This is a genomic window from Paenibacillus sp. G2S3, from assembly GCF_030123105.1.
Classification (GTDB): domain Bacteria; phylum Bacillota; class Bacilli; order Paenibacillales; family Paenibacillaceae; genus Paenibacillus_AQ.
Genome location: NZ_CP126095.1, coordinates 4291730 through 4316731 on the forward strand (window position 1 = coordinate 4291730; position 25002 = coordinate 4316731).

Consider the following 25002-nt stretch of genomic DNA (forward strand, 5'->3'; position numbering starts at 1 on the left):
GTTCATGGGCTTTAGACCCGTTAATGGAGGAATTGCATGACTCTCAAAATAGACTTCATCCTTAATCGTGTTATAGTGACCATAAATTTTATTGGAGGTAAATCAACATGAATGACATCATCGATGGAAATGCGGCATTAATACAATTTTTCCCACTTCCAGCACATCTTTATAATAAGGATATTGCTTGTATTGTAGCTGTGGCTTATGTAGAAGAACAGGGACCAAATTTAACAGGCCTCATAAATGCTCTATACTCCAAGGGATATACAGACCTTGACCAACTATTAAATGCCACATGGAAAGAGCTTTACCAGGTTCGGGGGGTGGGATACAAAAGACTGATGCTTCTACTTCGTTTACTAGAACGAATTTCTGCAGATCCCAAGACCATTGAAAACCATACCATTGTCCCTCGTATTACAATGCAGAGTAAAAAGGAAATAAAAGAATTAACTTTAAAGAGGATTATAAAGAAGTATAACGAAACATCTGTAGTGGTATTAAGTGAAGCTACCGAAAAAGAAGCTCGTATAAAGAAAATTAAAGATAGACTCCGTGAAATGGGGATGATCATATAACAAAACCCCGCCAGTAATCACTGATGCTAATCTTTTTTATGATCGTTTTGGCTTGTGTGCCTGGATTACCTACTAACGAAATGCCATATGCATGAATAAAAAAACTCAAGCGGCATTACGCTTGAGTTTTTAAGATGTATTACAAATTGTTAATAATTTTTTTTAGCTCTTTTGCCGGTACTCCTGCAACGACAGTATTCGCTGGAACATCTTTAGTGACAACTGCTCCTGCCGCAACAACAGAGTTATCTCCAATCTTCACCCCGGGCAGTATGGTTGCGTTTGATCCAATCCATACATTGTCTCCAATGACAACCGGAGAAGGATAGGTTACATTTCTCGTTTCTAAAGAAAACCCATGATTAAGAGTAGCAATCGTGACATTCATACCCATCATTGTACCGTCCCCTATACTAATTCCACCTCTATCTTGGAAGGAACAGCCTGTGTTGAAAAACACATTCTTCCCTACAGTGATATTTTTCCCAAAGTCTGTATAAAACGGTGGAAAACACATAAACGACGAATCAACTTTATTGCCTGTAAGTTCACTAAAAATCTCCACTATTTCTTCTTTTGAATGATAGGATGTATTCAATTCCATTGTGATCTTTTGAGCTTGATAACTGCATTGAGTTAATAATCCATGCAATTCTTTATCCTCACCCGAAATTGAATTTCCCTTCTTACAAAAATTAATAAATTCTTTCATCTCCATTTTTAAAAATCACCAGCCCAATTTAATTATACTTCTGATAATGAGGTTCTTAGTTTAGAGTTCAACCTTTTCATTCACATCATAAGTTGATATGATTCGAATAACTAATACTTATACTAAATACTCTCTTATGCTTTTTAAGCATAGATATAATAAGGAGACTGTTATGGAAATTCGTGTACTACGCTATTTCATAGCTGTAGCAAATGAAGAGAATATATCGGCTGCCTCAAAAAAGCTGCATTTGTCTCAACCAACATTATCAAGACAATTAAAAGACCTTGAAATGGAATTAGGAGCAACTTTATTTGAAAGAGGAAATCGGAAAATTACTTTAACAGATAAAGGGAAGTACTTATTTAAAAAAGCGAAGGAAATCGTTGAGCTAGTAGATAAAACCGAGTCCAGTTTTAAAGAATCAAAAGAACTGATTAGCGGAGAAATTCACATTGGTGGTGGTGAAACAGAAGCTATGAATTTCATTGCCAGAGCATCAAAAGAATTACTTGAACATTATCCAAGTATTCGATTTGATTTATACAGTGGTAATGCTGACGATATTACTAGTAGGTTAGACAGTGGATTATTAGACTTTGGCATTGTCATAGAACCCACAGATAAACAACAATACGATTATATAAAATTACCAGCTACTGATGTCTGGGGCGTTTTAATGCGCAAAGATAGTCCTCTAGCCAACAAGCAGTTCATTCAGCCATTAGATTTAATAGATCAACCATTGTTGATCTCTCGTCAAACTGCTGTCAGTAACGAATTCACAGGATGGTTTGGAACGAATATTGAGGATCTCAATATTGTCGCAACTTATAATCTACTTTACAATGCTGCACAAATGGTAGAAGAAAATATTGGATATGCACTATGCTTGGATAAGCTTATTAATACATCAGGAGAAAGCAAGCTTTGCTTTAAGCCTTTAAACCCCAAATTAGAAGCTAATTTAAATATTATCTGGAAAAAACATCAAGTGTTTTCTAATGCAGCAAATAAATTTTTAGATCAGCTTCGAAACAATATAAAAATATACAATTCATAACTGTAGACAGTAACCATGGAAAAGCGATCCCCCAGTCGTAACATGTCTTCAAAACGCAAGAAAAGCCCAAGTTTTTTTCTCAGCTTGAGCTTAGTCTTGCAATATTAAATGTTGTGCCCTAACCTATAACACACAGAACTCCATATGTCTCAAGTGTTAAGCACCCATATTAACCTACGACAACGCCAACATCGCATTCATATCTTCCTCGGCAGTGGTAATCAACTTTAACCCAAAAAGCTCTACCAACACATCCAACACCCCATCCGAGATAAACTCAGGCGGTTTCGGTCCGATACGAATATCCTGAATGCCAAGACTGAACAAACCAAGCAGAATGGCTACCGCTTTTTGCTCAAACCAGGACAGCACGATGCTGACAGGTAGCTCGTTCACCGTACAATCAAATGCCTCAGCCAGAGCTAAAGCAATCTTCACCGTAGAACCAGAATTATTACATTGCCCAAGGTCAATATAACGCGGAATGCCTGTGTCTCCAACAGTTCCATAATCTACGTCATTAAAGCGGAATTTTCCGCAAGAAGTGGTTAAAATGACGGTATCGTTCGGTAAGGACGTCGCCAACTCGCGGTAGTAATTCCCACCTTTGCCTGGTGCGTCACAGCCTGCAATCACGAAAAACCGGCGGATATGCCCGTCTTTGACAGCCTGAATGATCTCTGGTGCCAGCCCGATTACTGTTTCATGATGGTATCCTGTCGTAAGTACCAGATCTGACTCTACATCAGCCGCAGGTAATGATAGCGCACGGTTAATCAGTGGGGAGAAATCATCATTCGTGATTTTCGCGACACCTTCTAGTCCTGCTACTTCATATGAGAAAAAGCGGTCTGCGTACGTGCCTTTAATCGGCATCACACAGTTTGTGGTTGCAAGGATCGCACCGGGAAACTGCTCGAACAACCTACGCTGATCGTACCAAGCTTTGCCGATGTTGCCTTTCAGATGCTTATACTTCTTAAGCGCTGGATAGCCATGGGCAGGCAACATTTCCGAGTGGGTATAGATGTTGATGCCCTTTCCTTCCGTCTGCCGCAGCAATTCCTCGAGTGCATACAAATTATGCCCTGTCACCACAATACATTGACCTTCTATTTTATTCTGACTGACTGTGATTGGTTGCGGAATCCCAAACCGATCCGTATGCGCACGATCCAGCAGATCCATGACGCGAACCGCCGCTTCTCCGACTTTCATCGCCATTTCCAAATGCTCCTGCGTATTAAAGTTGGAATTGGTCAAGGTCATGTACAAAGCTTCATGGGTGATACGATCCACCTCAGGATCACTATATCCTAGCTGCCGAGCATGTGTCGCATAGGCTGCGATTCCTTTTAAGGCAAAAATCATCGTGTCCTGCAAACTCGCAATGGTTTCATTTTTTCCACATACTCCCACAACGGTGCAACCGCCAGTCGGTGTCTGTTCACACTGGTAACAAAACATATCGTTATCCTCCATATCTAGATAATCTTTCGTTACTCCCAACGTAACAGAACACCAAACCTTGAGTTGTGATTACACACACATTTTTTTGATCAAGCAGATTTATATGTCCGTTTATTGATAACAACCATCAAGATAATAACGCCTATACAAATAATAATATTAATTCCAAAAACCATTTTAAATGCCTGAAACGGATTCTCCTGCCCTATCTCTCCACTCATCATTCCAAGCCCGAGCGCTGAGCCAAAAACCATTCCAGCATTTCGTGTTAAGGCAATGATTCCTCCAATCGAACCCACGTGTCCCCTAGGTGTCTGCTGCATAATATAGCTATTATTCGGAGAAGCAATGAGCCCCATCCCAAGTCCAATAAGACATAGAATCGCAACGATTCCATAGACCGGGATATTCTCTAAAAATACAAGCAACAAGACGAACCCGCCTCCCATGCAGCTCAGCCCCATTAGCATTAGCCGACGAGAGCCATGACGATCCGACCAGTAACCTGCAAGAGGACCTGCAAAGGCTAATGCAATCGGGTAAGCCGCCATAATGTAACCAGTCATCGAGGACGAATACTGAACCGTTGTTCCCATCAAATAGAATGGAATAAGGACAAGCACGGTATTAGAAAGAACAAAAGAGGCACAGCTAACGATTAAGCCACCCGCCACAGCAGGTATTCTCAGCGCCCGAAGCGGTAGAAAAGGCGTCTTTTGCCTCCGTTCCCATAATAGAAATGTGACCAACAGCAGGATAACCCCCATCAAACTCACCATCGTCTGCGTAGACACCCAGCCCCATTTTCTCCCATTTGTTATCACGAGAAGAAGCAACGTGATCCATACCATGAACAAGCTAGCCCCCACGATGCCGACAGTTCCCGACTTACGATCTTGCACACGGCTCGGAATGTACCGGTAAGCCATAACTGTAGCCACAATCGCCACAGGAACATGGATCAAAAATAGCCACTGCCAGCTAAGGCACTCCGCAATCAACCCTCCCGCAATAGGGCCTGTCATCCCGCCCAGTGCGACAGCCGTACTCAGAATTCCGAGTGCATGTCCTCTTTTCTCTTTCGGCATATGGATGGTGATGAGCGCAATATTCGTTGCTTGGAACATCGCAGCGCCTATGCCCTGCACAACTCTAAGCGTAAACAATATTGGCAGATTAGGTGAAAAAGCGACCAAGATCGAACCAACTGTAAAAATCACATATCCGAGATTATGAATTCGGCGAAACCCATAACGATCACCCAGCTTTCCCATCAGAGGGAGAAGCGCAGTAATCACTAGTAGGTACCCTGTTGTGATCCATAAACCCTTTGCAAGCTCCGTCTGAAAATGATCTATAAAAAAAGGAAGCGATACATTCATAATTCCGGCTGTAAAATGGGAAATAAAAGCTCCCATACAAATAGCCGCCATCATACCCAATCTCCGCCTACGGGTGCCCGCTAGCTCTGTACTTTTTGCAACATTCATACTGATCCCGTCCCCACTCATATTTGTCTAAGAATTATTAACAATTATAAGTAGATCCATTGCCAGGACCAATCCCATAAAGATGGGATAAAGAGAGGGCTGTCTTTTAAGTCCTAAAAAGACAACGAAGCAGCTTATTCCCCGTAATCGGAGAACAAGCTGCTTCGTATTTTGTGTCGTGCAGACTACTTCATCTATACAGAAGTTATTTAATCGATAAGAGTCATGCATTGAACGAAAAAAGTCTATTTTATAATCCAAGGATTTGCTTTTTCTTGGCTTCAAATTCTTCTGGAGTTATGATACCAGAATCCTTAAGTTCTGCTAGCTGTCTCAAATCATCGATAGACCCAACAGGAGCTGGAGGATTAGGGCGATTGTGTTTTTCTGATTTATATACTGCTATGTAATCACGAATTTTTTCGGCGATTTTCATTTTTCCCGGTTGAATAAGAACAACGTTAGCACTCGCTCCTTTCAAATTATCCTTTTTCGATGTTTGAAGGCTGGCTGTAATTACTTGTAAATAAGGGACTTTTAAAAAGGGCTTAACTATACTGATCGTAATGACGGAATCCAAGGGAATTGTTTGAGTTTGTCCTCCCAATTTCTGAACATTACTAGGCTTAATTACTAGGTAATCCTCGTATAGTTCAAGAGATGATGTACCGCCGCTGATCTCGTGTATCATATTATCCACCTCATTCATAAGATACCCCTATCTTATCATATATTTACAGATTTCTTCTATATTTATCCTCTACTTCATAATAAAATCAAAAGAATAAAAATACCGAAAAATAAATTTCATGGATTTCAGTTCACGAATCCCCCACCGAATAAATTCCTTAATAAGGGAGAAGATAAAAAGCACCTAACATCTTACTCATTTAAGGAGAATAGCATGCGGAAATTATTCAGCGCCAAGAAGCCTAAGTCTGAACCCAAGTCGCAGCCTCAGGCCGAAGCCGAAATTGAGCTTTCAACAAAGGATCTCTCTTCCCATGCCATATCTGAATCTCTCGAGGACAATTTACAGATGATTAGCGATTGTTTTGCCAATTGTTCAGATCTAAAGATTATCCCTTGGAACTATGGTCCTGATCTTAGGTATCAAGCCTTGGCAATCTACTTCAATACACTTACCAAGTCTGACCCTACAAATTATTTTAAAGATACTTTGCAAAATCTAGTTCCGCATGAGCTAGGTCCTACCTCAGATGTAAATGTTAAAGATGTCATCTCTTTCTTTGAACAAAATGGGGTTACCTCCCCACTCCTTGAATTGATGGACAATATCAATCAGGTCGTTAAGGGAATTCTTGACGGAAAGGTTGTAATTCTCTTTGATGGCTGGCAGAAAGCAGTCGCATATTATGCACTTGATATTGAGCAGCGTCAAACCTCTGAGCCTATTACTGAGCCAACCGTACAGGGCCCACACATCAGCTTTATAGAAAGCTTGGAGCGTAATATTGGTGTTATTCGTAGCTTATTAAAGACTACTAATCTTAAGTTTGAGTTCTTCACTTCCGGTAAGCAGGTTCAAAGAACGTTGTCCTTTGGTTACCTGGATGGAGTAGTGAAGCCAGAAACATTACAACAGTTCAAGCAACGCATAGCAGATATCGAAAAGGAAGAGATTATTGACGTATCCTATCTCGAAGCGTGGATCGGGGATTCTCTCTACTCTCCCTTCCCACAAGTCCGCTACACAGAACGACCTGATACAGCTATAACCGCTCTACTCGACGGGAAGATTATTGCTATGGTAAACGGAAGTCCTTCCATATTGATCTGTCCTGGAAATTTCTTGGAATTTTTTACGAATAGCGAGGATTATTATTACCGAACCATTTTTTCATCTTTAATACGGTTGATTAGAGTGGCGGCCTTCATCATCGCGCTGTTGTTGCCTAGCACATATATTGCGTTATCCAACTTCCATTCCGAACTAATTCCCACTGTTTTGCTACTTGCCATTCTTAACTCGCGCGAAGGCATCCCCTTTCCTGCCTTGATCGAGGCATTGATCATGGAATTTTTCTTTGAGCTATTAAGAGAGGCGGGCATACGCTTACCTAGACCGATCGGGTCAGCCGTCAGCATTGTTGGTGCATTGGTCATAGGACAAGCAGCTATACAATCGCAAATCGCCTCTCCGGTTATGGTCATTGTCGTCGCCTTAACGGGTATTGCCTCTTTTGCGCTCCCTCAATACAATATGGCCATTGCACTGCGAATCTTGCGGTTTCCATTAATGATTCTTGCGGCAACGTTCGGAGGGCTTGGAATCATGGTTGGTTTTATACTGATTTATCTTCATCTGACTACCTTACGCTCTTTAGGCGAGCCGTATTTAGAGTCGTTGGCTCCCCTTGACCTTAAAAAAGTACGTTTTTCAATTTTTGTACTGCCGAGAAAGCTACTGCTTCATTCACCTCGTAGTCGTCATTTATATAAAAAGACTTCAGGAAGGAAGTAGATATAGTGAAACGACTTACTACCATGCTAATCTGCCTTCTTGTTCTCAGCCTAACTAGCGGATGCTGGGATAATAAAGAACTTGACGAGTATGGGTATGTACAAGCAGTAGCCATTGACCAAGGTGAAGATGATCGCTTTGTGATAACGACTCATTTCTATAATCCTTCGACCAAAATTGAAATGGGGCAGTCAGGGAATCCAGCGTCCAAGGGGATTAATATTTCAACGAGTGGAGAGACTTTTTTTGAAGCCATACGAGAAATCCCTGCAAAATTCGGCCGCAAAGCCAAATGGGATCATATGCGTGTCATTTTAATCGGTGAACAATTAGCTAGAAACGTGAACATAAGGGAAGTGCTTGATTTTTTCTCTAGGGATCAAGAGCCACGTGGTACCGTTCTTCCCCTCATTGCTGAACAAGCCGCGGCGCCTTTTCTAGATGTAAGTCCGTTTATTGAACAAACCATTGGTCAACAGTATAAGAGAATGGAAACGAGTGGTGCTCTTTATGCCGCAAAAACTTCCAAAATCCCTCTCTATGAGCTGGCTATTCAAATGTGCAGTCCCTCCAACACTTCTGTTCTACCTTACCTGCATAAGACCAGTGTAGATAATAAAGCAATAATATCAGGACTAGCGCTAATACATGACGGGAAAATGGTAGAACTTCTGAAGGAGAAAGATACAGAAGCGTTCATGATGCTGATGGACAGATATATCTATGGAGCCTTAGAATTCCCTTGCACCAATGAGAACGAAAATGCGCTACGAAAAAAGGAATCTCTTGAAGTGCTCACCTTCAACAGTAAACTTACTCCAACCGTGAACAATGGTTCTGTTTCCGTCGGTGTAAAAATTGCAATTGAAGGTACAATCGGAGAGTTACGCTGTTCACATTTAAAAACATCTAAAGACATGAAACAATTTGAACAACGGATTGTAGCTCAGGTTGAACAGCAGGTGAAACATACTACCGATTTTTTTAAAACAAAAAAAGTAGATGCACTTGGAATTGGTAATCAGATCTATCGAAGAAATCCGCAACAGTGGAAACAATTAGAGCCGGTATGGAAGGAAAAGATTGCTCAGACTGAATTCGATATCAATGTTGAAGTCAAAGTGTTAAGCACTGGTATGAACTCAGGTACAATATTCGGGACAAAGGAGTAGTAGCTATGCTGGGACAAATTATCTGTGTACTGCTACTAGCTTTCGCTATGTTAGCCCATGACATCCCAAAGTTTAGACAAGCCTCCGTTCGTGATCGAGTGGTCTATGGAGTCCTTCTACTGCCGGTGCTTTATCTCGGGTTTATCTTCATAGCAGCAAAGCCATGGCCTAATTTGGACTCGCTCTTCAATCTACTTACAGGTCCAGCTGAACACATCGTCCATTGGATCAACCCGGCTATTTCATAAGCGTATAGAAAGAGGAGGAACGTATGAATAAGAAAGAACGTGTTAGCTCTATCCAAATGTCCATGCTGTTTCTCTTCTTTATGACAGGTTCTTCAATCGTCATCGTCCCTGCTTCACTAACTAACTTTGCTGGCAATGGAGCTTGGATTTCTCTCATCATTGCTTCGGCCACAGGAATGCTTCTGCTATCCGGCATTCTATATTTAAATAGACGAGCTCCAGAGCTATCACTTGTGGAACAAAGCCGCGCTGTGCTTGGAAACGGACTGACTCTCGTTCTATTACTTCCTTTCACATGTGTTTTGTTTTGGAATGTCGCAGGAATTGTCATTGAGATCGGTACCTTTTTCAAAAGTACGATGTTAAAAGAAACGCCTACTTATGCGGTAAATACGATGTTTTTTATAATGATTGCCATGACGGCGCTCGCTGGCATCGAAGTAATTGCCCGTATGGCCGCAGTCTTAATGTCTCTAATGTTTGGATTTATTATCTTGGTCTGGATTCTCGTAGCAGGTTTGTATCATCCCGAATACCTGCTGCCCATCATGCCTGATGGAGTTAGACCTATCCTGAGTGCTGCATATGTAGTCTATGGCTTTCCCTATTCCGAGCTAATCGTTTTTTCCATAATTTTACCTTTTGTGCATAAAGAAGATAAATCAAAGCTAGGAAAACAAATGTATCTGGCTCTCATTATAAATGCCCTGACGTTAATTGCTTCTGTCATTAGCAGTATTATGGTACTGGGACCCCTGTCCGGCAGCTTAAAATATTCATTGTACCAGTTGGCGAGGTTAATTTATTTTCAGGAAACTATAGAACGGGTCGAGTCCGTGATCGGTTTTTCATTGATTATTGGCTTCTATTTCAAGGCTTCAATCCTGCTGCTTATTCTTATTAAAGTCATGAAGGAGCTTCTTAGATTGGAAAATGAAAGACTGATTGTCTTCCCGCTTGCTTTTATTTGCCTTCTGCTGTCAGTGACGACTTACACACAAGAATCTGAGCTTACAGAGATCGTGAACACTACTTGGCCGTTGATCACTAATTTGGCTTACATCCTGCCGTTTCTTCTGATTCTGTTGGTCACTTTTATTAGATTCCACATGAAAAAGCATAAGAATCAACCGTTCTAATCCAATTTTAATCACAGATATATTATATCTTCTTCAGCTTGCCTTCTTCGCAATTCGAAAAGTAGCTATAAAGCTTAAAATTACGAAAAGAAGCTGGATCGATAAGGCCAAGAGGATTCCTGTCATTACGCCCCATCCAAAGGTTTCACTAATGGTAATTAGGGCCCCGCCTAATCCGATGCTAAGTGCAGGACTAAAGGCATCAATAAATTGAATATTCGCTGAAATTGAACCTGCATCACCATCTTCAGCATGCTGTAGCGCAATGGCTCCCGTGGTTGGATGTGCCAGCCCTATTCCAAAACCGGTAAGTATTTGTGAGAACACCGCGAGGACGATTCCATTACCTGAAATTCCTATCACGGTTATGACCAGCGCAACCCCGACTATCATAAAAGCAACACCAATCATCACCCGTTGTTTACGGCCCTTTCCATGGTCTTGTTCATCAAGCTTAGATTGCAACCACGCTGCTATTGACCAACTTATAGCCCCAGCAGCAACGATTAAGCCCGCTACATCTGCCGATAACCCTTTAACATTTGTTAGAGCTAGAACAACATAGCTTTCAACAGCATAGTAGCACGCAACAAACAGCCCTCTAGTAACAATGGTTGCCGGCAAACCTTTTCTAACAACTAAAGCACCCTCTGGCAGCAGTTTCCGTAAAGGTTGGATCATAATCAAAACCCCTGCAACAGAAATCACAATCCCCTTCCAATAAGGTAAAAATCCTAATCCAGCTAATAGCAGCCCCGTTCCTAATGTTAATAAAATTGCGTATATTTCTTTATACTTCCCTCTTTTAGTCGATGAAGCATTAGTATTTTCAGTTTGTAACTTACGAAATAATGGGAGCGTTAAGCATACAGATAGAACAATAAATGGCAGAACAAGCCAGAACACGAACCTCCAAGAAAGATTTTCAGCCAAAAGCCCTGCGATATAAGGACCAATTAATGCTGGAAGAATATACGCACTAGAGAATGCCGCAAGTATTTTTGTTCTTAGACTGTCAGGGTAACTTATAGTAATGCTGGAGTATACACAAGTTAAAAGCGCACCTGCTCCGAAACCTTGAAAAGCTCTTCCGCCGATCAACATGTAAATATTGAAGGAAGCTGCTGCAATGACGATACCCGTAACAAAGATTAGAATAGCAACTATAAATGATTTATATACACCATTCTTATCTATCTGCTGTCCAATGACCATTGTGCCAATGATTTGGGATAAAAGAAATGCACTAAAAATCCAACCATAATAATGGATCGCGTTCAAGCTTTGCGCCACTTTTGGTGCAATCGTCGTAACTCCCAATCCCTCAAATGCTACTGTTGTAACTGCCAGAATAATACCGATAGTCAACGCTCTGTACTGGGCATCAAAAATCCCGATTTTATTATTGCTTGTTCTCATCTTTGTATCCTCCTTATAATTGTCGAAGCATTAGTTGCCATAGCAAGTATTAGATAAAAATTAAAGAAATAGTCTTGACGATAATCGTCATAGCAACTAATTAGGTTTATCGATCCATTCTTTTTACAAACAATATCTACTATAAATCCTTTACATTATTATGGATTACAGAAAGTAGCCTTCTAAAGGTTTCAACCTCTTCCTCAGATAACCCTTCAATGGTCTTTCTATACGCTTCAATAGAGGGAGCAAGAATCTCATCTTTTATTTCACGACCTTTTGAAGTTAAATATACACGTAAAGATCTTCTATCCGACTCATGGGTAACACGATGAACAAAACCTTTCTTTTCAAGCTTGAAGAGCATACGCGCAATGTTCGTCTGATCTTTATATAGTCTTTCAGCAATATCCTTTTGAGTAATCCCTTCACTTTCCCAAAGAATAACGAGGATCTCCCATTGGTCCACCGTAATATCAAAGGGATTAACCACTTTTTGATAATAGTTATTAAGCTTCAAATCTGCCCGGTGTACAATTACTCCTATGTATTTTTCTAATTCCAATGGTATGGCCCCCAGATAATAGACATGATTATAGTTGCTATGACCAGTATAATTGTAAGGACTTATAAATGCAACTCTAGAATGCAAGCTTTTCAATGTGCAGAATTCAGCTTTTTCTTCTCTTGGATCCAGCCCACTAACAGTAAAATAAGCGGAATAATGAACAACATCGGAATCTGGACATAAAACCGAACGACACGTAATCCTGTATAGATAAATTCGACATAATTACTTGCAATCGCAATTGAACAGATGAACATAACCATACTCAAGGGAATAATCAATTTACGATAGGATGGAATTCCAAACAATGTTGCCGTACCAATTATCGTCGCATATAAGTAAATGCTGATCCGAAAAAAACCGCCGACAATAGCCGTGACCAGAAACAATGCATCTAAACGTTCCAGAAAAGCCCTGCCCTCAATCAATTGCGAGGTTGTCAACAATGGATATTGCGTTCGTGTAAATAAATCCACACCAAGGACAGAAACATTTACCATCATAATAAACCCGATAAAACATCCACTGATCAATAACCCTGTAATCACTGTTTTCTTCATTTTTCGCTTCTCATTCACATAGGGAAACAACATCAAGAACACAATGACCTCACCAAAGGGAAATACTACAGTGCCTGGAATCGATTGCTTCAGCACGGTTAACCATCCCTCTTCCAGCACGGGTCTTAAATTTTGAAGATCTACATTTCCAGACGTAAGGATCAGCGTTAGACCAGTAGTAGTAACAAGAAATAACACAGCAAAAAAAAGCTCCGCAGTCCTTGACAACACTTCGATCCCTTTTCCAATGACATACATAACCGCAACTAGCATCAAAGCAATGATAACGAGAAAGGGGGTTTGTATAAAAACGAAGGATACAGCCATAGAGGCAAATTCACGGATTACTAAACTCCCATTAAACAAGAAGTAGACAACATATAACAAAGCAATAAAACGGCCCACAACGGGCCCTAATATTTTCTTTGCATATTCTGTAATCGGAAGATCCGGATAAAATAAAGACAATCGATGATAGATTAGAAATAAGCATATTCCCCCGAGCATCCCTATGATTGCGGTAATCCATGCATCTTGTTTTGCTTCCGCTCCAAATCCGGAAATAATCGCGCTCACGGTTTCAAATATTAATACAAGGATAAGCAATTGACGGGTGCTGATCTTTGCTTTTTCCAAACCCACCTCTCCTCTCTTGCGAAGAACTCATTCGCTTTTATCGATACTTTCCAGTATGGTTCTATTACGCAATCCAGTATTACGCACATAAGCCTCCACTTTCACTTTTACTTCAATCGCGGGAAAGGTCACATCATTCCAATTCCTCTTCAACATTCTCCATTGCTTTGGATGATCACGATGTACTACTTCTCCGAATCCGAAAATGTCCGACTTTTGCTGTTGCATTAATTTAATCGTAGCTAGCGCTTCATCGTGAATGGCTTGTGTGTAGAGGCGTTCAATTTGCAAGAAAACCTTCGGGTTAGTTACATCAATGGGGACATCAACCTCTCCAATATTCGCATCCGCGCCAATCTTCACTTCAATAATTGGTCTACCAGTTTTATCAAAGCTTGAATGAATTGATGATTTCGCCCGTATATTCTCGATCCCGATTGTATGTGGCTGACCATTCCAATCCATGGTTAACAATGTCGAACGAATTCTACCTAGAACCCATAAGAAACCACGGCCTTCGTTCCCGTCTAACCATTTCATTAATTTCCCATCTTTAAAAGTAGCGATCCCACTAGCCATAATTTTATCTTCTTTATTTGTAGGATCGAGTTGAACGCCAGTAATCGTCGGCTCTTTACCAGAAGAGACAATAGCTTGAATCACTTGGTATATTTTTTCATCAATATTTTCACCGAATGCTTTTTCCGTATCGGATACCATTTTCTTAATTTTAATGGCGGGTGAATTATCGATACTTGTTGGTTGTTTAATAAGTTCTTCTCCTGTCGTCCCCCTCGCGATAACCATTGTAGCGGAAGGGCGAAATTCACTATCCCGCTCAACGCCGTCAAAAAGCTTATTAATCCCTTGTGTTGCGGCTAATTCTTCACCTACTAAGAGAACAACCGCATGGCCATAATGCAACTGCCGAGAAAGTTTTTTAGAAAGAACGCGAGTGGCTTCAAATACATTATTACCTTCTGCTGAATATGTTGTTGGAGGTACCGGAGTAGGACTACTCCCCCCTTGTGTACTTGAAGCATTTGTGGGATTAACAATTTGAACAGTGACCCGAATGTTCTTCTTCTCTCCTTTATCAATGGCCAACGCAACCACAAAACCAATATCCGTTAGTTCTCGACTATCCCAACAACCCGTAAGCAAAAAGATCATAACGATCGATAACCAGAGTCCTGCCATTCTACGCATTATCTTGATCACCCACTTGCTCTGTTGTAGGTCGCTTCATCAATTTGGGAACCAAATGCCTCATCCAGATCGGCAAAGCTTGAAACGGATTATTCTTTACATGCATCACAGGAGTGTATGGAGCCATGTAAGGTACACCAAATGAACGTAAACTGCACATATGAGCAATGATCATGATCAAGGTAAGAATCATTCCAAAGAAACCGAACGTTGCTGCACTAATCATAAGGACAAATCGTAACAATCTCGCCGAAACTGCGATCGAGAAAACAGGAGTCGCCAGACTTGAAATAGCCGTTAGTGAAACGACAATAACCATGGCTGCTGACACTAACCCTGCTTGTACAGCTGCTTGTCCTATGACAAGCGCTCCAACGATAGATACAGCAGATCCTATCGATTTGGGCATACGAACACCTGCTTCACGCAGAATTTCAAAAATAACCTCCATTAGTAATGCCTCAACAAACGCTGTAAATGGCGTAGCTTCTAATTGTGAAACAAGTGAGATCACTAGCTGCGTTGGTATCATTTCTTGGTGGAAGGTGGTTGCTGCGATATAAACGGAAGGTCCAATCATCGAAATGATAAACATTACGATTCTTAGAAACCGCAATGCGATACTAATGTCATACCTATGATATGAATCTTCTGTAATTTGAAAGAATTGATTAAACACGGCAGGGATGATTAATATAAATGGAGTCCCATCCACCAAAATTGCGATTTTACCTTCCAAGAGATTAGCAGCGACGGTATCTGGACGTTCTGTAGCTAGAATCGTTGGAAAAGGAGTGAAATTCTGATCTTCAATCATTTTCTCAATATATCCCGATTCAAGAATGCCATCCAACTTGATCTTTTGCAGGCGTCGCTTCGCCTCATCAACAATAGCTTCATCCGCGATCCCATTTATGTACATGATCCCTATTCTGGTATGTGTAACTTGTCCTAGTGTCATCGATTCCAGCCATAAATTAGGATTTCGTATGCGACGCCGAACCATCGATATATTCGTCGCTAAGCTTTCAACAAAGCCTTCACGAGGTCCCCTGATTGAATTATCCGTGCCAGGCTCATCTATAGAGCGAACTTCACCGCCTGATGTTGCAATCGATAGGGCTTCATTTGAGCCATCAATCAACAGGATAGTCTGGCCCAGCAGCAGTGCATCATAAAGTTCATCCCACTTTAATAGAGACTTCAGGCCGCCTATAGGAACTACCTTTTCTGTGATTACTTGGATCAGATCATTTAATGTTCTTTGTGTACTACTTAGCATTACGTTCATCAAGACTTCCATAACAAATTGATTAATGGTTGTATTATTAACGATACCATCCACATAAATAATTGCGGCTTGAAGCCCCTCATCTGATCCTATCGTAAATTCACGAATGATTATATCTCCACTATTCCCTGTCTTTTGGCGAATTTGCTCTAAATTGACTCCTAATTTTGTTGAATCAATCGGAACTGAAGGGACGGTCCAATGTGGACTGCTTACTGTACTCTTACTTCGTTCATTGCCATCCTTTTCCATATCCCTTCACCTTTCTCGCCATTATTTGCTACTCATTGCGTGATTATTCTACCCATTAACAGCAAATATTATTGGAAGGTTAACAATGAAAGTAGGGGAATGGTATGAAAATATTTGTCGTTTCTGTACTATTATTAATTTTAGTATTAGCACTCATCTTTCTTCTCGACATCATTTCGCTCTTTAGCTTTCAACAATCATATCGAAATTTAATTGCATCGTTCCGCGTAATGAGCACTTCCGAAATTATCATCTTTAATTCCTTGATCGTAGGCACCATAACTTATTTAATGTGGCCAGTGATACAAAAATGGCTACCTCAGCAGTCTCCATCATCGCAAGATCAACCTTCTCAACAAGCTGACAATAACCCGACCCAATAGCGATCTCTATAATATCGATTTCGTTCTTCCATTCACGCTAAAAGCAAATGCCTTCAATTCAATACATCACCGGGTACTTGTTCAGTCTTAAGCCTAATTCAAAAATAAAAAGTAAAAAAATCCACTCGCAACATTGTTGCTGTGGACTTTTTGTAGGCTTATTATGTAGGTTGTATTAGCTAAAGACCGAGATCGGTATTGTTGTTCACATAGAGCTCACTAGGTAGAACTCGATGTTGACCGGTTTGCAGCAGCTCCGGTAAACGCCCCATCCGCTCCGCTAATGCAGAAAGCTTTTGCTCATGAAAATTAGATAGCCCCGTATGAATCCGATCTTGAAAAGGCTTAAGCCATCTTGATTCCAAACGATCTGGACCGAAATAAACCCCAAGCAGAGAGCCAGCCGTTGCCCCAAAGCTATCCGTATCATTGCCTTGCATTACCTGCTTGCATATCCCATCGCCAACATTGTCTGCAAACCGCAGAGTATTAATTAAGGTTCCTACTTCTTGATAAACCTCACAGTGGCAATAATTCGCATACTTTTGGTTAATACTCTGATATGCTTCCAGCCAGTCATCTGCATTCGCTACCATCTCAAGACAATCACTAGTAATCTCATAGAATCGACTTCTTTTAGGGACGAATTGCAGAGCAGTATTGATTATTTCAATGGGATCGCGCAGCACCTGAGCGACAGCAATCGCAGCAGCAATGAACATCGTGGCGTAGATGCCGGTTCGGCGATGTGTAAAGCTTGCATCCCTCCAAGCTAGCTCAGCAGCCAGAGCAGGTTGACCAGGACAGGCATAGCCGTAGGCATCTGCACGAATCGCCGCACCGCATAGTTCCGTACCCTGTACCATAAAATCAGGCCAAGCCTCTATTTCAGAATGATTGAATAATTCCTTATCATGTTCCAAATAGCTAATCCCTGATCGCAGCAAAATAGCCCTTTCCGGACCCCAAGTTGTACTTATCGGAAGGTGATTGATCCATAAATCCCTTAAATTTCTTTTCGTAAAACCATCACCGAATTGTTCTAGCACCATCATTCCCATTAATGAATAATTGATATCATCATCAGGTGCCACATAACGAATTCGTCCCCGCGTCGTCTCAAACCAGGACCAATGGCGACGATCCAGCGCATGGAGAATCTCATCAGAAATGTAATCATTCAGTGGCCATTCCCCTACAGAAGTTAACGCTTGACGTAATTCCGACAAGCTGGGGTTTACCTCTATTGGTTTGCCCAGCATGGAACCACAGACTGAAGCGAGGAAACCAGCCTCCACACGCTTGTAGCTATCCTTCAGATTCAAAATTCCGATCTGACCGAGAGGTCGAGCCGGATGGCATTCCCGCCATATCTCATCTAAATCGTTCGGCTCATAGTAAGGCCAATTGTCCCTCATTGGAATGACAGCCAAACTATGGGCGAATTCCAGATAGGCATCATAGCTTGCGGGAAGCTGTTCCAACTTGGCTAAATAACCAGAGGTTTGATGTCCCTGCTCAAATTTATTACGCAGAATTCCGTCCAATTGAAGTTTAAGAAATGTGAGTGATGGTAGCATACTGCATCTCCTTTATCCGATTATTAATCTACATGAAATGCATACTCAAATTAGGAAATTAACCATATCTATCCACAATCCACAATACATCAATATCACAAGCTTTAGTAGTAAAAGATGACTGGATATAAGCATGTAAGCTGACTTTATTGGATCAATCATAATAAAACCCATGTCAGATGACATGGGTTTGACGTGAGTTGTTTATTATCTTGGATGCTTTTACTGATTTTCTCACAAACCAATAAATTCTTGAACCCATTCAGAGTTATATGAAGCGATTCCGATTTCGCTGAAGCTACTATTCAGGATGTTGGCGCGATGACCAGGACTGTTCATCCATTGATTCATTACTTCCTCCGCGCTCTTCTGGCCTTTGGCAATGTTTTCACCAGCGGAGCTATAGCTAATCCCGAATGCCTTCATCATATCAAACGGAGAACCATAAGTCGGTGACTGATGATCAAAATAATTGTTGTCATACATATCCTTCGCTTTTGCCATAGCCATTTTTGAAAGCTCACTATTTAAGCTCAGGGCTTTCAAGCCAGCATTTGTACGTTCTTTATTCACCAAATTCAACACTTGCTGAACGGAATCAGATGTATTGGCTGGCTGCTGCGGATTGACGGACGGTTGTGGTTTGACAGACGACTGCGGGTTAGCAGACATTTGCGGGTTGGCAGACATTTGCGGATAAGCGGACGGTTGCGCAACTCCAGTCTGACCACCTGAGCCTCCTATCGAATCGGTATTTTTTTTGAGCCAATCTAACCAATTCGTATCACCATCAGGTGCTACTTGTTTAGCCGTAATCGATGATTTTCCAGCATCCATTGTGGAAATAGAAGATGCTTGAGTTAAGTTCGACGTTGTAGTAACATTACGCGAATGCATTTCATGATTCGTTTGTTTAGCATGCATTTCATGATTCGTTTGTTTAGCAGTTATTTGCTTGTTTGCCGATTCATTACTCGAACAAGCTGTAACAAGTAAAAATGCTGCTATTACGATAAATGGTTTAATAACGACCCCTCCTGATTTGGTAAAGTAGTGACGAATCGAATAAAGTTTTTGTAATGCAGCATTGAATTATTCATCTCAAATTAAAAATCTAGAAAGTACGCCATACATGTATTCATCGAGCGCTCTACTACCTCATTTGAGGAAAGAAAAAAGCCGCCTCTCCACTGCATCAGTGGATGGACGACTTTGAATTAGCGGTGTCCAACTTACCCAAAGAAAGAATTACAAGCGATCAAAATAATTATAAATCCACTTAAGACCGTACTGAACTGACCTACTGTGAAAGAGCCGATGCGAATCGCCGACATTTTTTGTCCCAAGAACACACCAAGCCATACTGTGAAATAACTGCCGATTGCTGCAGTCAGAGAGATCGCGAGTGGTGACAGTCCCATCAGACCCGCACCGATCCCATTGGTTATAGCATTAGCGGCAAGTGCAACTCCCAACACCGCAGCCTCAACGTATCCAATAGAGCCTGATTTGTCTTTATCTACAGTTTCAGGATTTTTTAGAATTTCTCCAAGTGCTCCGCCTGAAATTGCCTCTTTGGCTTCTTCCCTGTCCTGGCTTGAATCCTGATGTTTACGCGGTACGGCTAGCAGAATGATGCGGGTACCGACAATGAACAGTAATAACGCTCCAATCAGGACGGGTAATACGCCCGGAAGAACCTTCGCCAGCCACTGACCGGATATGATCCCTGTCATACTAAGGATGAAACAGATGACCGCAATAATTAAATTTGATAAATAGTTAATACGGATTCCCCAAATCCCATATGATATTCCAACACCCAAATTATCCAGACTTGATGATACGGCAAAACCAAAAATTAATAACCAAGCAACCATGTATCTTTCACTCCTTGTTGTCTGTTTACAGTCATACTATTGAGCATGTTGCAAAAAAGTGCTCCTCTCTCTAAAAATGTTGAGATCCCCTCAACATTTATTCAACACCAACACAAAGTGAGGTGAACTGCAGATGTCCGATGAGAAGCGAAACGCTACACTGGGTGACACACTGATCTCCTTGCTAAAAGAACGTTCTTTGTCTATGCGTAAGCTAAGCGCCGCAACCGGCATCGATACGGCCACGATATCGCGGATCATTAACGGGAAGCAAAGAGCCAAGCCTGAACATCTGAAAGCTTTTGCTCTTCATCTTGATATTCCCTCCGCTCCACTCTTCCAAGCTGCTGGTTATGGTGCGCCTGCTCCCACCGTTCATCAGAACCAGAAGAACGACATCTACTCCTCTATCAACAGTATTAAAGAAATCCTTCAGTCCTCCAATCTCATTGACCACCAGTTTACTATCGAGCAGGTTCAGAGAGAACTCAGCAAATACGAACCCTATGTCCTAACCGAAGAAGGAGCACGGATTATTCACAATGACTTTTCCGGTAAAGTAAAAAGTATCAATGGCGCCGGACCATTCATTGAAGAACTCAAAAAAATGTATCAGAGCTACAGTAGCGATAACATCAGTCTGGAGGAACGCTCAATTCTTGGGAGTGGCTTGCTGTACTTCATCTCTGCTACAGATATCATCCCCGATTATGTATTTCCACTAGGTTATCTGGACGATGCGATTGCTGTACAAATCGTACTGGATCGCCTCCAGGTTATGAGGAATAACAATTCCCAGCGTGAAGCTGATTGTTAGAGCATAATTGATAAAACGGCCCCAGTCCTGAATTTCATTGGACTGGGGCCGTTTTATCTCCTGATATCATCTATATCATCGCTATATCTCCACTGTCTAAGTGTGTTGCAGCAAATCTGGTGATTTCCCTGGTTGATCTATTAGATAATTTTAGAGTTGTCTAGGGCATCGCAACCGCCGCGATAGCCTCCACCTGCTTACTTTTTTCATGATTGATGCTGATAAAGCTTCATCCTAACACCATCGAAACCGCACAATACACTAACAACAATCCCATCAGTATATTAAATTGACTTCTATATTTAGATATAATTTTTTTGAAAAGAGAACCACATAAACACCAACTAAAAGTGCCCATATATCCAATGAAAGCGAGAATTAAAGAGTAACTCAATAAACTAAAATACGAAGAATTTGATGTAAGGATAAATGTAGATGTAGCTGTGATTCCATATAATATTCCTTTTGGATTGATAAATTGTAAAAGCATACCCGCAATAAAACTGTTATGTCTATCTCCAGCTGCATCACTGTCTTGTTGCTTACTTGAAATAATTTTTACTGCTAAATAAAGCATATAGACTGCGCCTATCACAGCCATAACCGATTCAATCTTTGGGATAAGATTTTTCAGAAGTATATTAAAATAACAACATAACAAAATGATTATTAAAAAACCTGTACCCACTCCTAAACAAAACTTCATTGTTTTTTTCAAGCCAACCTGGTTTGCAAAAGTCATTGCCATAATGTTATTGGGTCCCGGAGTAAAACTTGCAACAAATGTATATAAAAACAAAGAAACAAACACTGAAATACACCCCTATTGTATGTTATAATGTATTTATTAGACGTTATAACGCCCTTACATGCGTTTTATTGTATATCGCAGTCGTTATAAAGTAAATAGGGATAGGAGTAATTACCATGGAAGAAATTAATTTAATTATCGCTGAAAATATAAAAAAGATAAGAAAAAGTAAAGATTTAAGCCTGGAAAAGGTGGCAGAATTAACTGGAGTAAGCAAAACAATGATTGGTCAAATCGAAAGAGGCGAATCAACACCAACCATTACAACCCTTTGGAAGATCGCCAATGGATTAAAAATTTCATTTTCTGCGCTGATAGATTACCCAAAGCCTGACACCAGCGTGATTTTGAGAAGTGAGATTCAACCACTGCTTGAAGACAACGGAAAATATCGAGTGTACCCATCATTCCCATTTGATGAAAGTAAACGATTTGAAGGTTATACAGTGGAGATAGACAAAGGTGGGTACCTTGATGCCAATTCCCATATGGAAGGAACCGAAGAATTAATCACTGTATTCGATGGTGAATTGTCTTTACGTGTCAATGACAACGAATACCTCTTAAAATCTGGTGATTCTATTACCTTCAAGGCAGACAAACCGCATGTGTATTTTAATCCAGGACATACCTTAACCCGTTTAAGCATGATTTTATACTACCCTTCTTAGCAAAAAAATCCCAAGGCACTTAAGCCTTGGGATCACGTCTTTCTATGATAACCTGCGGATATTTGAAGTTCCGTTTGCTCATATCTTTCTCCTATATCGGGATAAGAGCAAATCTGCCACCAAACCAATCAAGATTGCCGTCCCAAAATGAATGCCATAGAGAATTAATTGCCATATGCGCTCATTTTCCATAGCATAGTGCAGATCTGTAAGCCAAGGATTTAACCACATTAATGTCGGTGACGTAAAAAAAAGCAGCAAATTTTTATCATCTTCACCGGATAGATTAACTAGACAAATCAATATGGATAGTAGAGGCAGCCAAAAGCTAAGTCTTTTGAAAATTTTCATAACATCCTCCTGCAAAGAATTATGAGCCGCCCAACATAAATTTGTAAACCTTACCGTCCTGTACATAATCATTAGTAAAAAGCAGGGTATCACCTTCTCTTTTCAGGAACTTCAGGTTATCTCCATAAAAAGGGAGGTCGTTTGTTTCAGCATATTTTTGCTGTTCTACGTCAAGGAGTTCCCTGTACAACAATGTTTTGGTCCCTTTTTCACGGTCAATCATCATGAGGAAACCTTGTTGATTGGATCGAATCAGCAGAAAATCCTCGTCCATTCCCTCCACTAAATAATTATCCGAATTACCACCTAGTTTGGTCAAATCAATCGTCTCCGTTACGTTCCCCGTTCCATCTTCAATTAATCGTAATAGTTTTCCATCGGTAAGCAGAAGCTGATTGCCAGCAAATTTAACATTGTCACCGTAACGAATATAATATCCTACACTCGCTTGGCGAATAACCATTCCATCCTTAATAATCATCGTATACCATTTATTATTAATATGTGGTTCTCCGTAAACATCTGTTAGGGTTAGATAGAGTAGACCTTTTGGCGTCTTCTGAAAATCGAACTGAACTTCATCGAACAGCTGCGATCCGAGGTTCGCTAGCAAACGAGTATGTCCTACGGAATCTGTTAGATATAAACTCCCAGTTTTTTTATCTACTGTATATGTAGATCCACCGAATTGTGCGCTGGCACTAGCAAAGCTTAATAGTCCGGTTGCTGTATATATCTTCTTCGTCGCATCCCAGCTAACGGTTGTTCCTCCTAATGAATTAACTAGAAAGCGAGCAGGCACATAGAGTTGACCATTCATTTCAAAAGGAACACCCTCCACATTTACTAACTTACCATCGAGGACTCCCTGTTTACTTCCAATACGAACGGCTATCTTTTTTCCCCATCCAGTAAACTCCGCTCTTTGATGTGATTTATCCCATACTCCCTTCAGTCCTGCCGTTTCCCAGTGATTAGCTGAAACATAAGTAATTCCATCCTTTACTAGCGCTGAACTTGTTCCTTTCCCACCTCTATCCATAATGAAAGTGAAATAAGCGGGCAATGCAGCATTCGCTACTGGAGCAGTAAGCAATGATGCAACAAATATTGGAGCTAGCAACCATCTTTTATCCATAAATTGACCAACCTCCCATGTTGGAGAACCATAAACTCTTCATATTGTACAGACGCAGACGATTTCCAAAAGTTCCTAGAAGTTTAAAGGATTAGAATCATTTAGCGACAGCTTCTCTCCCAACTAATTGAACCTCTCCTTCTGCCTTTTTCCTCTCATTTCGTTGTTCCCCCAAGAATCTGTGAAAGTTTTTTCATATATTGTTGAAGAGGTTGGCGCCAAACCTTGAACAAAAAATAGAAAGAAGGCAGATAAAATGGCTCTAGGTTGTGATACTGCTACTAATGTAACTGCGGCAAGATTAACTACACTTAAAAATAATAGCTTCACATTTGTTGGCCGATATTTGAATCGTGTAGAAGGTTATCAGGATGGTCTCACATCAGCCGAGGTGACACGAATATCAGACGGAGGATTATATATCGTATCCCTTTACCAAATCAGTAAATCGCTCGATCACTTTACGAATGCCAATGGTGTTGCAGATGCTGAAACTGCTGTAGGATTAGCAAGCGATCTGGGACAAACCAGCAGCACCCCTATTTATTTTGCCATAGACCGTGACATGACCTCATCTGAAATCACAAACAATGTTGTGCCTTATTTTCAAGGCATAAAATCCGTGTTAGACAGCAGTACCAAAAATCCCAAGGGCTATAAAATGGGTGTATATGGATCAAGAGCGGTCTGTTCTTATATCCGTGGCACTTATTCTGCCACAACACGCTACACCTTCATAGTAGATAATAGCTGGTTGGGAACCTTCGATGATTGGAATCTCAGACAATATAATTTCAACACTGAGCTCGGATCTAGCACTGGCAAAATCAACGTAGATTATGTAGAGTCCTCATCAAATGGCGGTGGAGGCTGGAAAAAGTAAGCTCATTCATAGTTGAAATAATAATGAGGTTGTCTCAGAGTAAGCAGTACCTGTAAAGACAATAAGGCAGTGGTTCTCTTTTTGGAGGATCGCTGCCTTTTGTTTTGGGTTTGCGGTAGATTGCATGCGTAGAGGAGGAAGTCGACCGACGTTCTATATCCATTGGCGTGTTGTTTTGAGGGAATATAGTTGC

General features: G+C 40.9%; 25 protein-coding genes. 10 read left to right on the plus strand and 15 right to left on the minus strand.

Going from position 1 to position 25002, the window contains the following annotated elements:
- The first annotated feature begins 107 nt into the window (after positions 1 to 107).
- Complete coding sequence (locus QNH28_RS18830) at positions 108 to 581, plus strand: hypothetical protein (RefSeq protein ID WP_283908030.1); 474 nt, start codon at positions 108 to 110, stop codon at positions 579 to 581.
- Positions 582 to 720: 139 nt separating this feature from the next.
- Here QNH28_RS18830 and QNH28_RS18835 read toward each other — a convergent pair whose 3' ends face one another.
- Positions 721 to 1299, minus strand: a complete 579-nt coding sequence (locus QNH28_RS18835; RefSeq protein ID WP_283908031.1) for a sugar O-acetyltransferase — start codon at positions 1297 to 1299, stop codon at positions 721 to 723.
- A gap of 166 nt (positions 1300 to 1465) precedes the next feature.
- On the opposite strand from QNH28_RS18835, the gene QNH28_RS18840 reads away from it, so the two are divergent.
- Positions 1466 to 2356 (plus strand): LysR family transcriptional regulator, encoded by an 891-nt coding sequence (locus QNH28_RS18840; protein ID WP_283908032.1) that lies wholly within the window; start codon positions 1466 to 1468, stop codon positions 2354 to 2356.
- Positions 2357 to 2530: 174 nt separating this feature from the next.
- Here QNH28_RS18840 and hcp read toward each other — a convergent pair whose 3' ends face one another.
- The 3 genes from hcp to QNH28_RS18855 form a co-directional block, all read right to left on the minus strand.
- Positions 2531 to 3823: a hydroxylamine reductase gene (gene hcp, locus QNH28_RS18845; protein WP_283908033.1), complete on the minus strand. Its 1293-nt coding sequence runs from the start codon at positions 3821 to 3823 to the stop codon at positions 2531 to 2533.
- 92 nt (positions 3824 to 3915) lie between these two features.
- Positions 3916 to 5316 (minus strand): MFS transporter, encoded by a 1401-nt coding sequence (locus tag QNH28_RS18850; RefSeq protein ID WP_283908034.1) that lies wholly within the window; start codon positions 5314 to 5316, stop codon positions 3916 to 3918.
- 250 nt (positions 5317 to 5566) lie between these two features.
- Positions 5567 to 6025 (minus strand): SHOCT domain-containing protein, encoded by a 459-nt coding sequence (locus QNH28_RS18855; RefSeq protein ID WP_283908035.1) that lies wholly within the window; start codon positions 6023 to 6025, stop codon positions 5567 to 5569.
- A gap of 195 nt (positions 6026 to 6220) precedes the next feature.
- On the opposite strand from QNH28_RS18855, the gene QNH28_RS18860 reads away from it, so the two are divergent.
- The 4 genes from QNH28_RS18860 to QNH28_RS18875 are packed head-to-tail and all read left to right on the plus strand — an operon-like array spanning position 6221 to position 10360.
- Positions 6221 to 7801 (plus strand): spore germination protein, encoded by a 1581-nt coding sequence (locus tag QNH28_RS18860; protein WP_283908036.1) that lies wholly within the window; start codon positions 6221 to 6223, stop codon positions 7799 to 7801.
- A gap of 5 nt (positions 7802 to 7806) precedes the next feature.
- Positions 7807 to 8973: a Ger(x)C family spore germination protein gene (locus tag QNH28_RS18865; protein ID WP_283908037.1), complete on the plus strand. Its 1167-nt coding sequence runs from the start codon at positions 7807 to 7809 to the stop codon at positions 8971 to 8973.
- Positions 8974 to 8978: 5 nt separating this feature from the next.
- Entirely contained in the window at positions 8979 to 9221 is a 243-nt protein-coding gene (locus tag QNH28_RS18870) for a hypothetical protein (protein WP_283908038.1), read from the plus strand.
- 23 nt (positions 9222 to 9244) lie between these two features.
- Positions 9245 to 10360: a GerAB/ArcD/ProY family transporter gene (locus QNH28_RS18875; protein WP_283908039.1), complete on the plus strand. Its 1116-nt coding sequence runs from the start codon at positions 9245 to 9247 to the stop codon at positions 10358 to 10360.
- A gap of 33 nt (positions 10361 to 10393) precedes the next feature.
- Here QNH28_RS18875 and QNH28_RS18880 read toward each other — a convergent pair whose 3' ends face one another.
- The 5 genes from QNH28_RS18880 to QNH28_RS18900 all read right to left on the minus strand — a co-directional run bounded on the left by QNH28_RS18880 (position 10394) and on the right by QNH28_RS18900 (position 16295).
- Positions 10394 to 11779, minus strand: coding sequence for an MFS transporter (locus QNH28_RS18880; protein ID WP_283908040.1), 1386 nt, complete (start codon positions 11777 to 11779; stop codon positions 10394 to 10396).
- A 139-nt stretch (positions 11780 to 11918) separates the two neighbouring features.
- Positions 11919 to 12344, minus strand: coding sequence for a MarR family winged helix-turn-helix transcriptional regulator (locus QNH28_RS18885; RefSeq protein ID WP_283908041.1), 426 nt, complete (start codon positions 12342 to 12344; stop codon positions 11919 to 11921).
- A gap of 92 nt (positions 12345 to 12436) precedes the next feature.
- Positions 12437 to 13543 (minus strand): GerAB/ArcD/ProY family transporter, encoded by a 1107-nt coding sequence (locus tag QNH28_RS18890; protein WP_283908042.1) that lies wholly within the window; start codon positions 13541 to 13543, stop codon positions 12437 to 12439.
- Between the two features lie 27 nt (positions 13544 to 13570).
- On the minus strand, positions 13571 to 14752 hold the full coding sequence (locus QNH28_RS18895) for a Ger(x)C family spore germination protein (protein WP_283908043.1): 1182 nt from the start codon (positions 14750 to 14752) through the stop codon (positions 13571 to 13573).
- Positions 14745 to 16295, minus strand: a complete 1551-nt coding sequence (locus tag QNH28_RS18900; RefSeq protein WP_283908044.1) for a spore germination protein — start codon at positions 16293 to 16295, stop codon at positions 14745 to 14747. Before QNH28_RS18900 ends, QNH28_RS18895 begins: the two co-directional genes overlap by 8 nt.
- Positions 16296 to 16399: 104 nt before the next feature.
- On the opposite strand from QNH28_RS18900, the gene QNH28_RS29745 reads away from it, so the two are divergent.
- Positions 16400 to 16678 carry a YczF family membrane protein gene (locus QNH28_RS29745; RefSeq protein ID WP_481858326.1) on the plus strand — a complete coding sequence of 93 codons (279 nt, stop codon included), beginning with the start codon at positions 16400 to 16402 and terminating at the stop codon, positions 16676 to 16678.
- A 179-nt stretch (positions 16679 to 16857) separates the two neighbouring features.
- On the opposite strand, the gene QNH28_RS18905 is transcribed toward QNH28_RS29745, so the two are convergent.
- The 3 genes from QNH28_RS18905 to ytaF all read right to left on the minus strand — a co-directional run bounded on the left by QNH28_RS18905 (position 16858) and on the right by ytaF (position 20138).
- Positions 16858 to 18258: an ADP-ribosylglycohydrolase family protein gene (locus QNH28_RS18905; protein WP_283908045.1), complete on the minus strand. Its 1401-nt coding sequence runs from the start codon at positions 18256 to 18258 to the stop codon at positions 16858 to 16860.
- A gap of 234 nt (positions 18259 to 18492) precedes the next feature.
- Positions 18493 to 19182, minus strand: a complete 690-nt coding sequence (locus QNH28_RS18910) for a CAP domain-containing protein (RefSeq protein ID WP_283908046.1) — start codon at positions 19180 to 19182, stop codon at positions 18493 to 18495.
- A gap of 308 nt (positions 19183 to 19490) precedes the next feature.
- Complete coding sequence (ytaF, locus tag QNH28_RS18915) at positions 19491 to 20138, minus strand: sporulation membrane protein YtaF (RefSeq protein WP_283908047.1); 648 nt, start codon at positions 20136 to 20138, stop codon at positions 19491 to 19493.
- A 133-nt stretch (positions 20139 to 20271) separates the two neighbouring features.
- On the opposite strand from ytaF, the gene QNH28_RS18920 reads away from it, so the two are divergent.
- The gene (locus tag QNH28_RS18920) at positions 20272 to 20955 is read left to right on the plus strand and encodes a DUF1232 domain-containing protein (RefSeq protein WP_283908048.1); all 684 of its coding nucleotides are present in this window, start codon (positions 20272 to 20274) and stop codon (positions 20953 to 20955) included.
- Between the two features lie 229 nt (positions 20956 to 21184).
- On the opposite strand, the gene QNH28_RS18925 is transcribed toward QNH28_RS18920, so the two are convergent.
- Positions 21185 to 21766 (minus strand): LysE family transporter, encoded by a 582-nt coding sequence (locus QNH28_RS18925; protein WP_283908049.1) that lies wholly within the window; start codon positions 21764 to 21766, stop codon positions 21185 to 21187.
- Positions 21767 to 21882: 116 nt separating this feature from the next.
- On the opposite strand from QNH28_RS18925, the gene QNH28_RS18930 reads away from it, so the two are divergent.
- On the plus strand, positions 21883 to 22437 hold the full coding sequence (locus tag QNH28_RS18930; RefSeq protein WP_283908050.1) for a helix-turn-helix domain-containing protein: 555 nt from the start codon (positions 21883 to 21885) through the stop codon (positions 22435 to 22437).
- 78 nt (positions 22438 to 22515) lie between these two features.
- Here QNH28_RS18930 and QNH28_RS18935 read toward each other — a convergent pair whose 3' ends face one another.
- Both QNH28_RS18935 and QNH28_RS18940 read right to left on the minus strand, forming a co-directional pair.
- The gene (locus QNH28_RS18935; protein WP_283908051.1) at positions 22516 to 22788 is read right to left on the minus strand and encodes a hypothetical protein; all 273 of its coding nucleotides are present in this window, start codon (positions 22786 to 22788) and stop codon (positions 22516 to 22518) included.
- A gap of 19 nt (positions 22789 to 22807) precedes the next feature.
- Positions 22808 to 23926 carry a copper amine oxidase N-terminal domain-containing protein gene (locus tag QNH28_RS18940; protein ID WP_283908052.1) on the minus strand — a complete coding sequence of 373 codons (1119 nt, stop codon included), beginning with the start codon at positions 23924 to 23926 and terminating at the stop codon, positions 22808 to 22810.
- A 256-nt stretch (positions 23927 to 24182) separates the two neighbouring features.
- Between QNH28_RS18940 and QNH28_RS18945 the strand changes: the two genes are divergently transcribed.
- The gene (locus QNH28_RS18945) at positions 24183 to 24809 is read left to right on the plus strand and encodes a glycoside hydrolase domain-containing protein (protein ID WP_283908053.1); all 627 of its coding nucleotides are present in this window, start codon (positions 24183 to 24185) and stop codon (positions 24807 to 24809) included.
- Positions 24810 to 25002: the final 193 nt, after the last annotated feature.

Excerpts from the sequence above, each read along its gene's own strand:
- QNH28_RS18900 (WP_283908044.1), bottom strand. The coding sequence starts at position 16,295 with ATGGAAAAGGATGGCAATGAACGAAGTAAGAGTACAGTAAGCAGTCCA.
- QNH28_RS18910 (WP_283908046.1), bottom strand. The coding sequence starts at position 19,182 with ATGCATGCTAAACAAACGAATCATGAAATGCATTCGCGTAATGTTACT.
- QNH28_RS18855 (WP_283908035.1), bottom strand. The coding sequence starts at position 6,025 with ATGAATGAGGTGGATAATATGATACACGAGATCAGCGGCGGTACATCA.
- QNH28_RS18850 (WP_283908034.1), bottom strand. The coding sequence starts at position 5,316 with ATGAATGTTGCAAAAAGTACAGAGCTAGCGGGCACCCGTAGGCGGAGA.
- QNH28_RS18895 (WP_283908043.1), bottom strand. The coding sequence starts at position 14,752 with ATGCGTAGAATGGCAGGACTCTGGTTATCGATCGTTATGATCTTTTTG.
- QNH28_RS18835 (WP_283908031.1), bottom strand. The coding sequence starts at position 1,299 with ATGGAGATGAAAGAATTTATTAATTTTTGTAAGAAGGGAAATTCAATT.
- QNH28_RS18830 (WP_283908030.1), top strand. The coding sequence starts at position 108 with ATGAATGACATCATCGATGGAAATGCGGCATTAATACAATTTTTCCCA.
- QNH28_RS18940 (WP_283908052.1), bottom strand. The coding sequence starts at position 23,926 with ATGGATAAAAGATGGTTGCTAGCTCCAATATTTGTTGCATCATTGCTT.
- hcp (WP_283908033.1), bottom strand. The coding sequence starts at position 3,823 with ATGTTTTGTTACCAGTGTGAACAGACACCGACTGGCGGTTGCACCGTT.
- QNH28_RS18875 (WP_283908039.1), top strand. The coding sequence starts at position 9,245 with ATGAATAAGAAAGAACGTGTTAGCTCTATCCAAATGTCCATGCTGTTT.
- QNH28_RS18935 (WP_283908051.1), bottom strand. The coding sequence starts at position 22,788 with ATGAAAATTTTCAAAAGACTTAGCTTTTGGCTGCCTCTACTATCCATA.
- QNH28_RS29745 (WP_481858326.1), top strand. The coding sequence starts at position 16,400 with ATGAAAATATTTGTCGTTTCTGTACTATTATTAATTTTAGTATTAGCA.
- ytaF (WP_283908047.1), bottom strand. The coding sequence starts at position 20,138 with ATGGTTGCTTGGTTATTAATTTTTGGTTTTGCCGTATCATCAAGTCTG.
- QNH28_RS18840 (WP_283908032.1), top strand. The coding sequence starts at position 1,466 with ATGGAAATTCGTGTACTACGCTATTTCATAGCTGTAGCAAATGAAGAG.
- QNH28_RS18905 (WP_283908045.1), bottom strand. The coding sequence starts at position 18,258 with ATGCTACCATCACTCACATTTCTTAAACTTCAATTGGACGGAATTCTG.
- QNH28_RS18870 (WP_283908038.1), top strand. The coding sequence starts at position 8,979 with ATGCTGGGACAAATTATCTGTGTACTGCTACTAGCTTTCGCTATGTTA.
- QNH28_RS18920 (WP_283908048.1), top strand. The coding sequence starts at position 20,272 with ATGTCCGATGAGAAGCGAAACGCTACACTGGGTGACACACTGATCTCC.
- QNH28_RS18930 (WP_283908050.1), top strand. The coding sequence starts at position 21,883 with ATGGAAGAAATTAATTTAATTATCGCTGAAAATATAAAAAAGATAAGA.
- QNH28_RS18860 (WP_283908036.1), top strand. The coding sequence starts at position 6,221 with ATGCGGAAATTATTCAGCGCCAAGAAGCCTAAGTCTGAACCCAAGTCG.
- QNH28_RS18945 (WP_283908053.1), top strand. The coding sequence starts at position 24,183 with ATGGCTCTAGGTTGTGATACTGCTACTAATGTAACTGCGGCAAGATTA.
- QNH28_RS18880 (WP_283908040.1), bottom strand. The coding sequence starts at position 11,779 with ATGAGAACAAGCAATAATAAAATCGGGATTTTTGATGCCCAGTACAGA.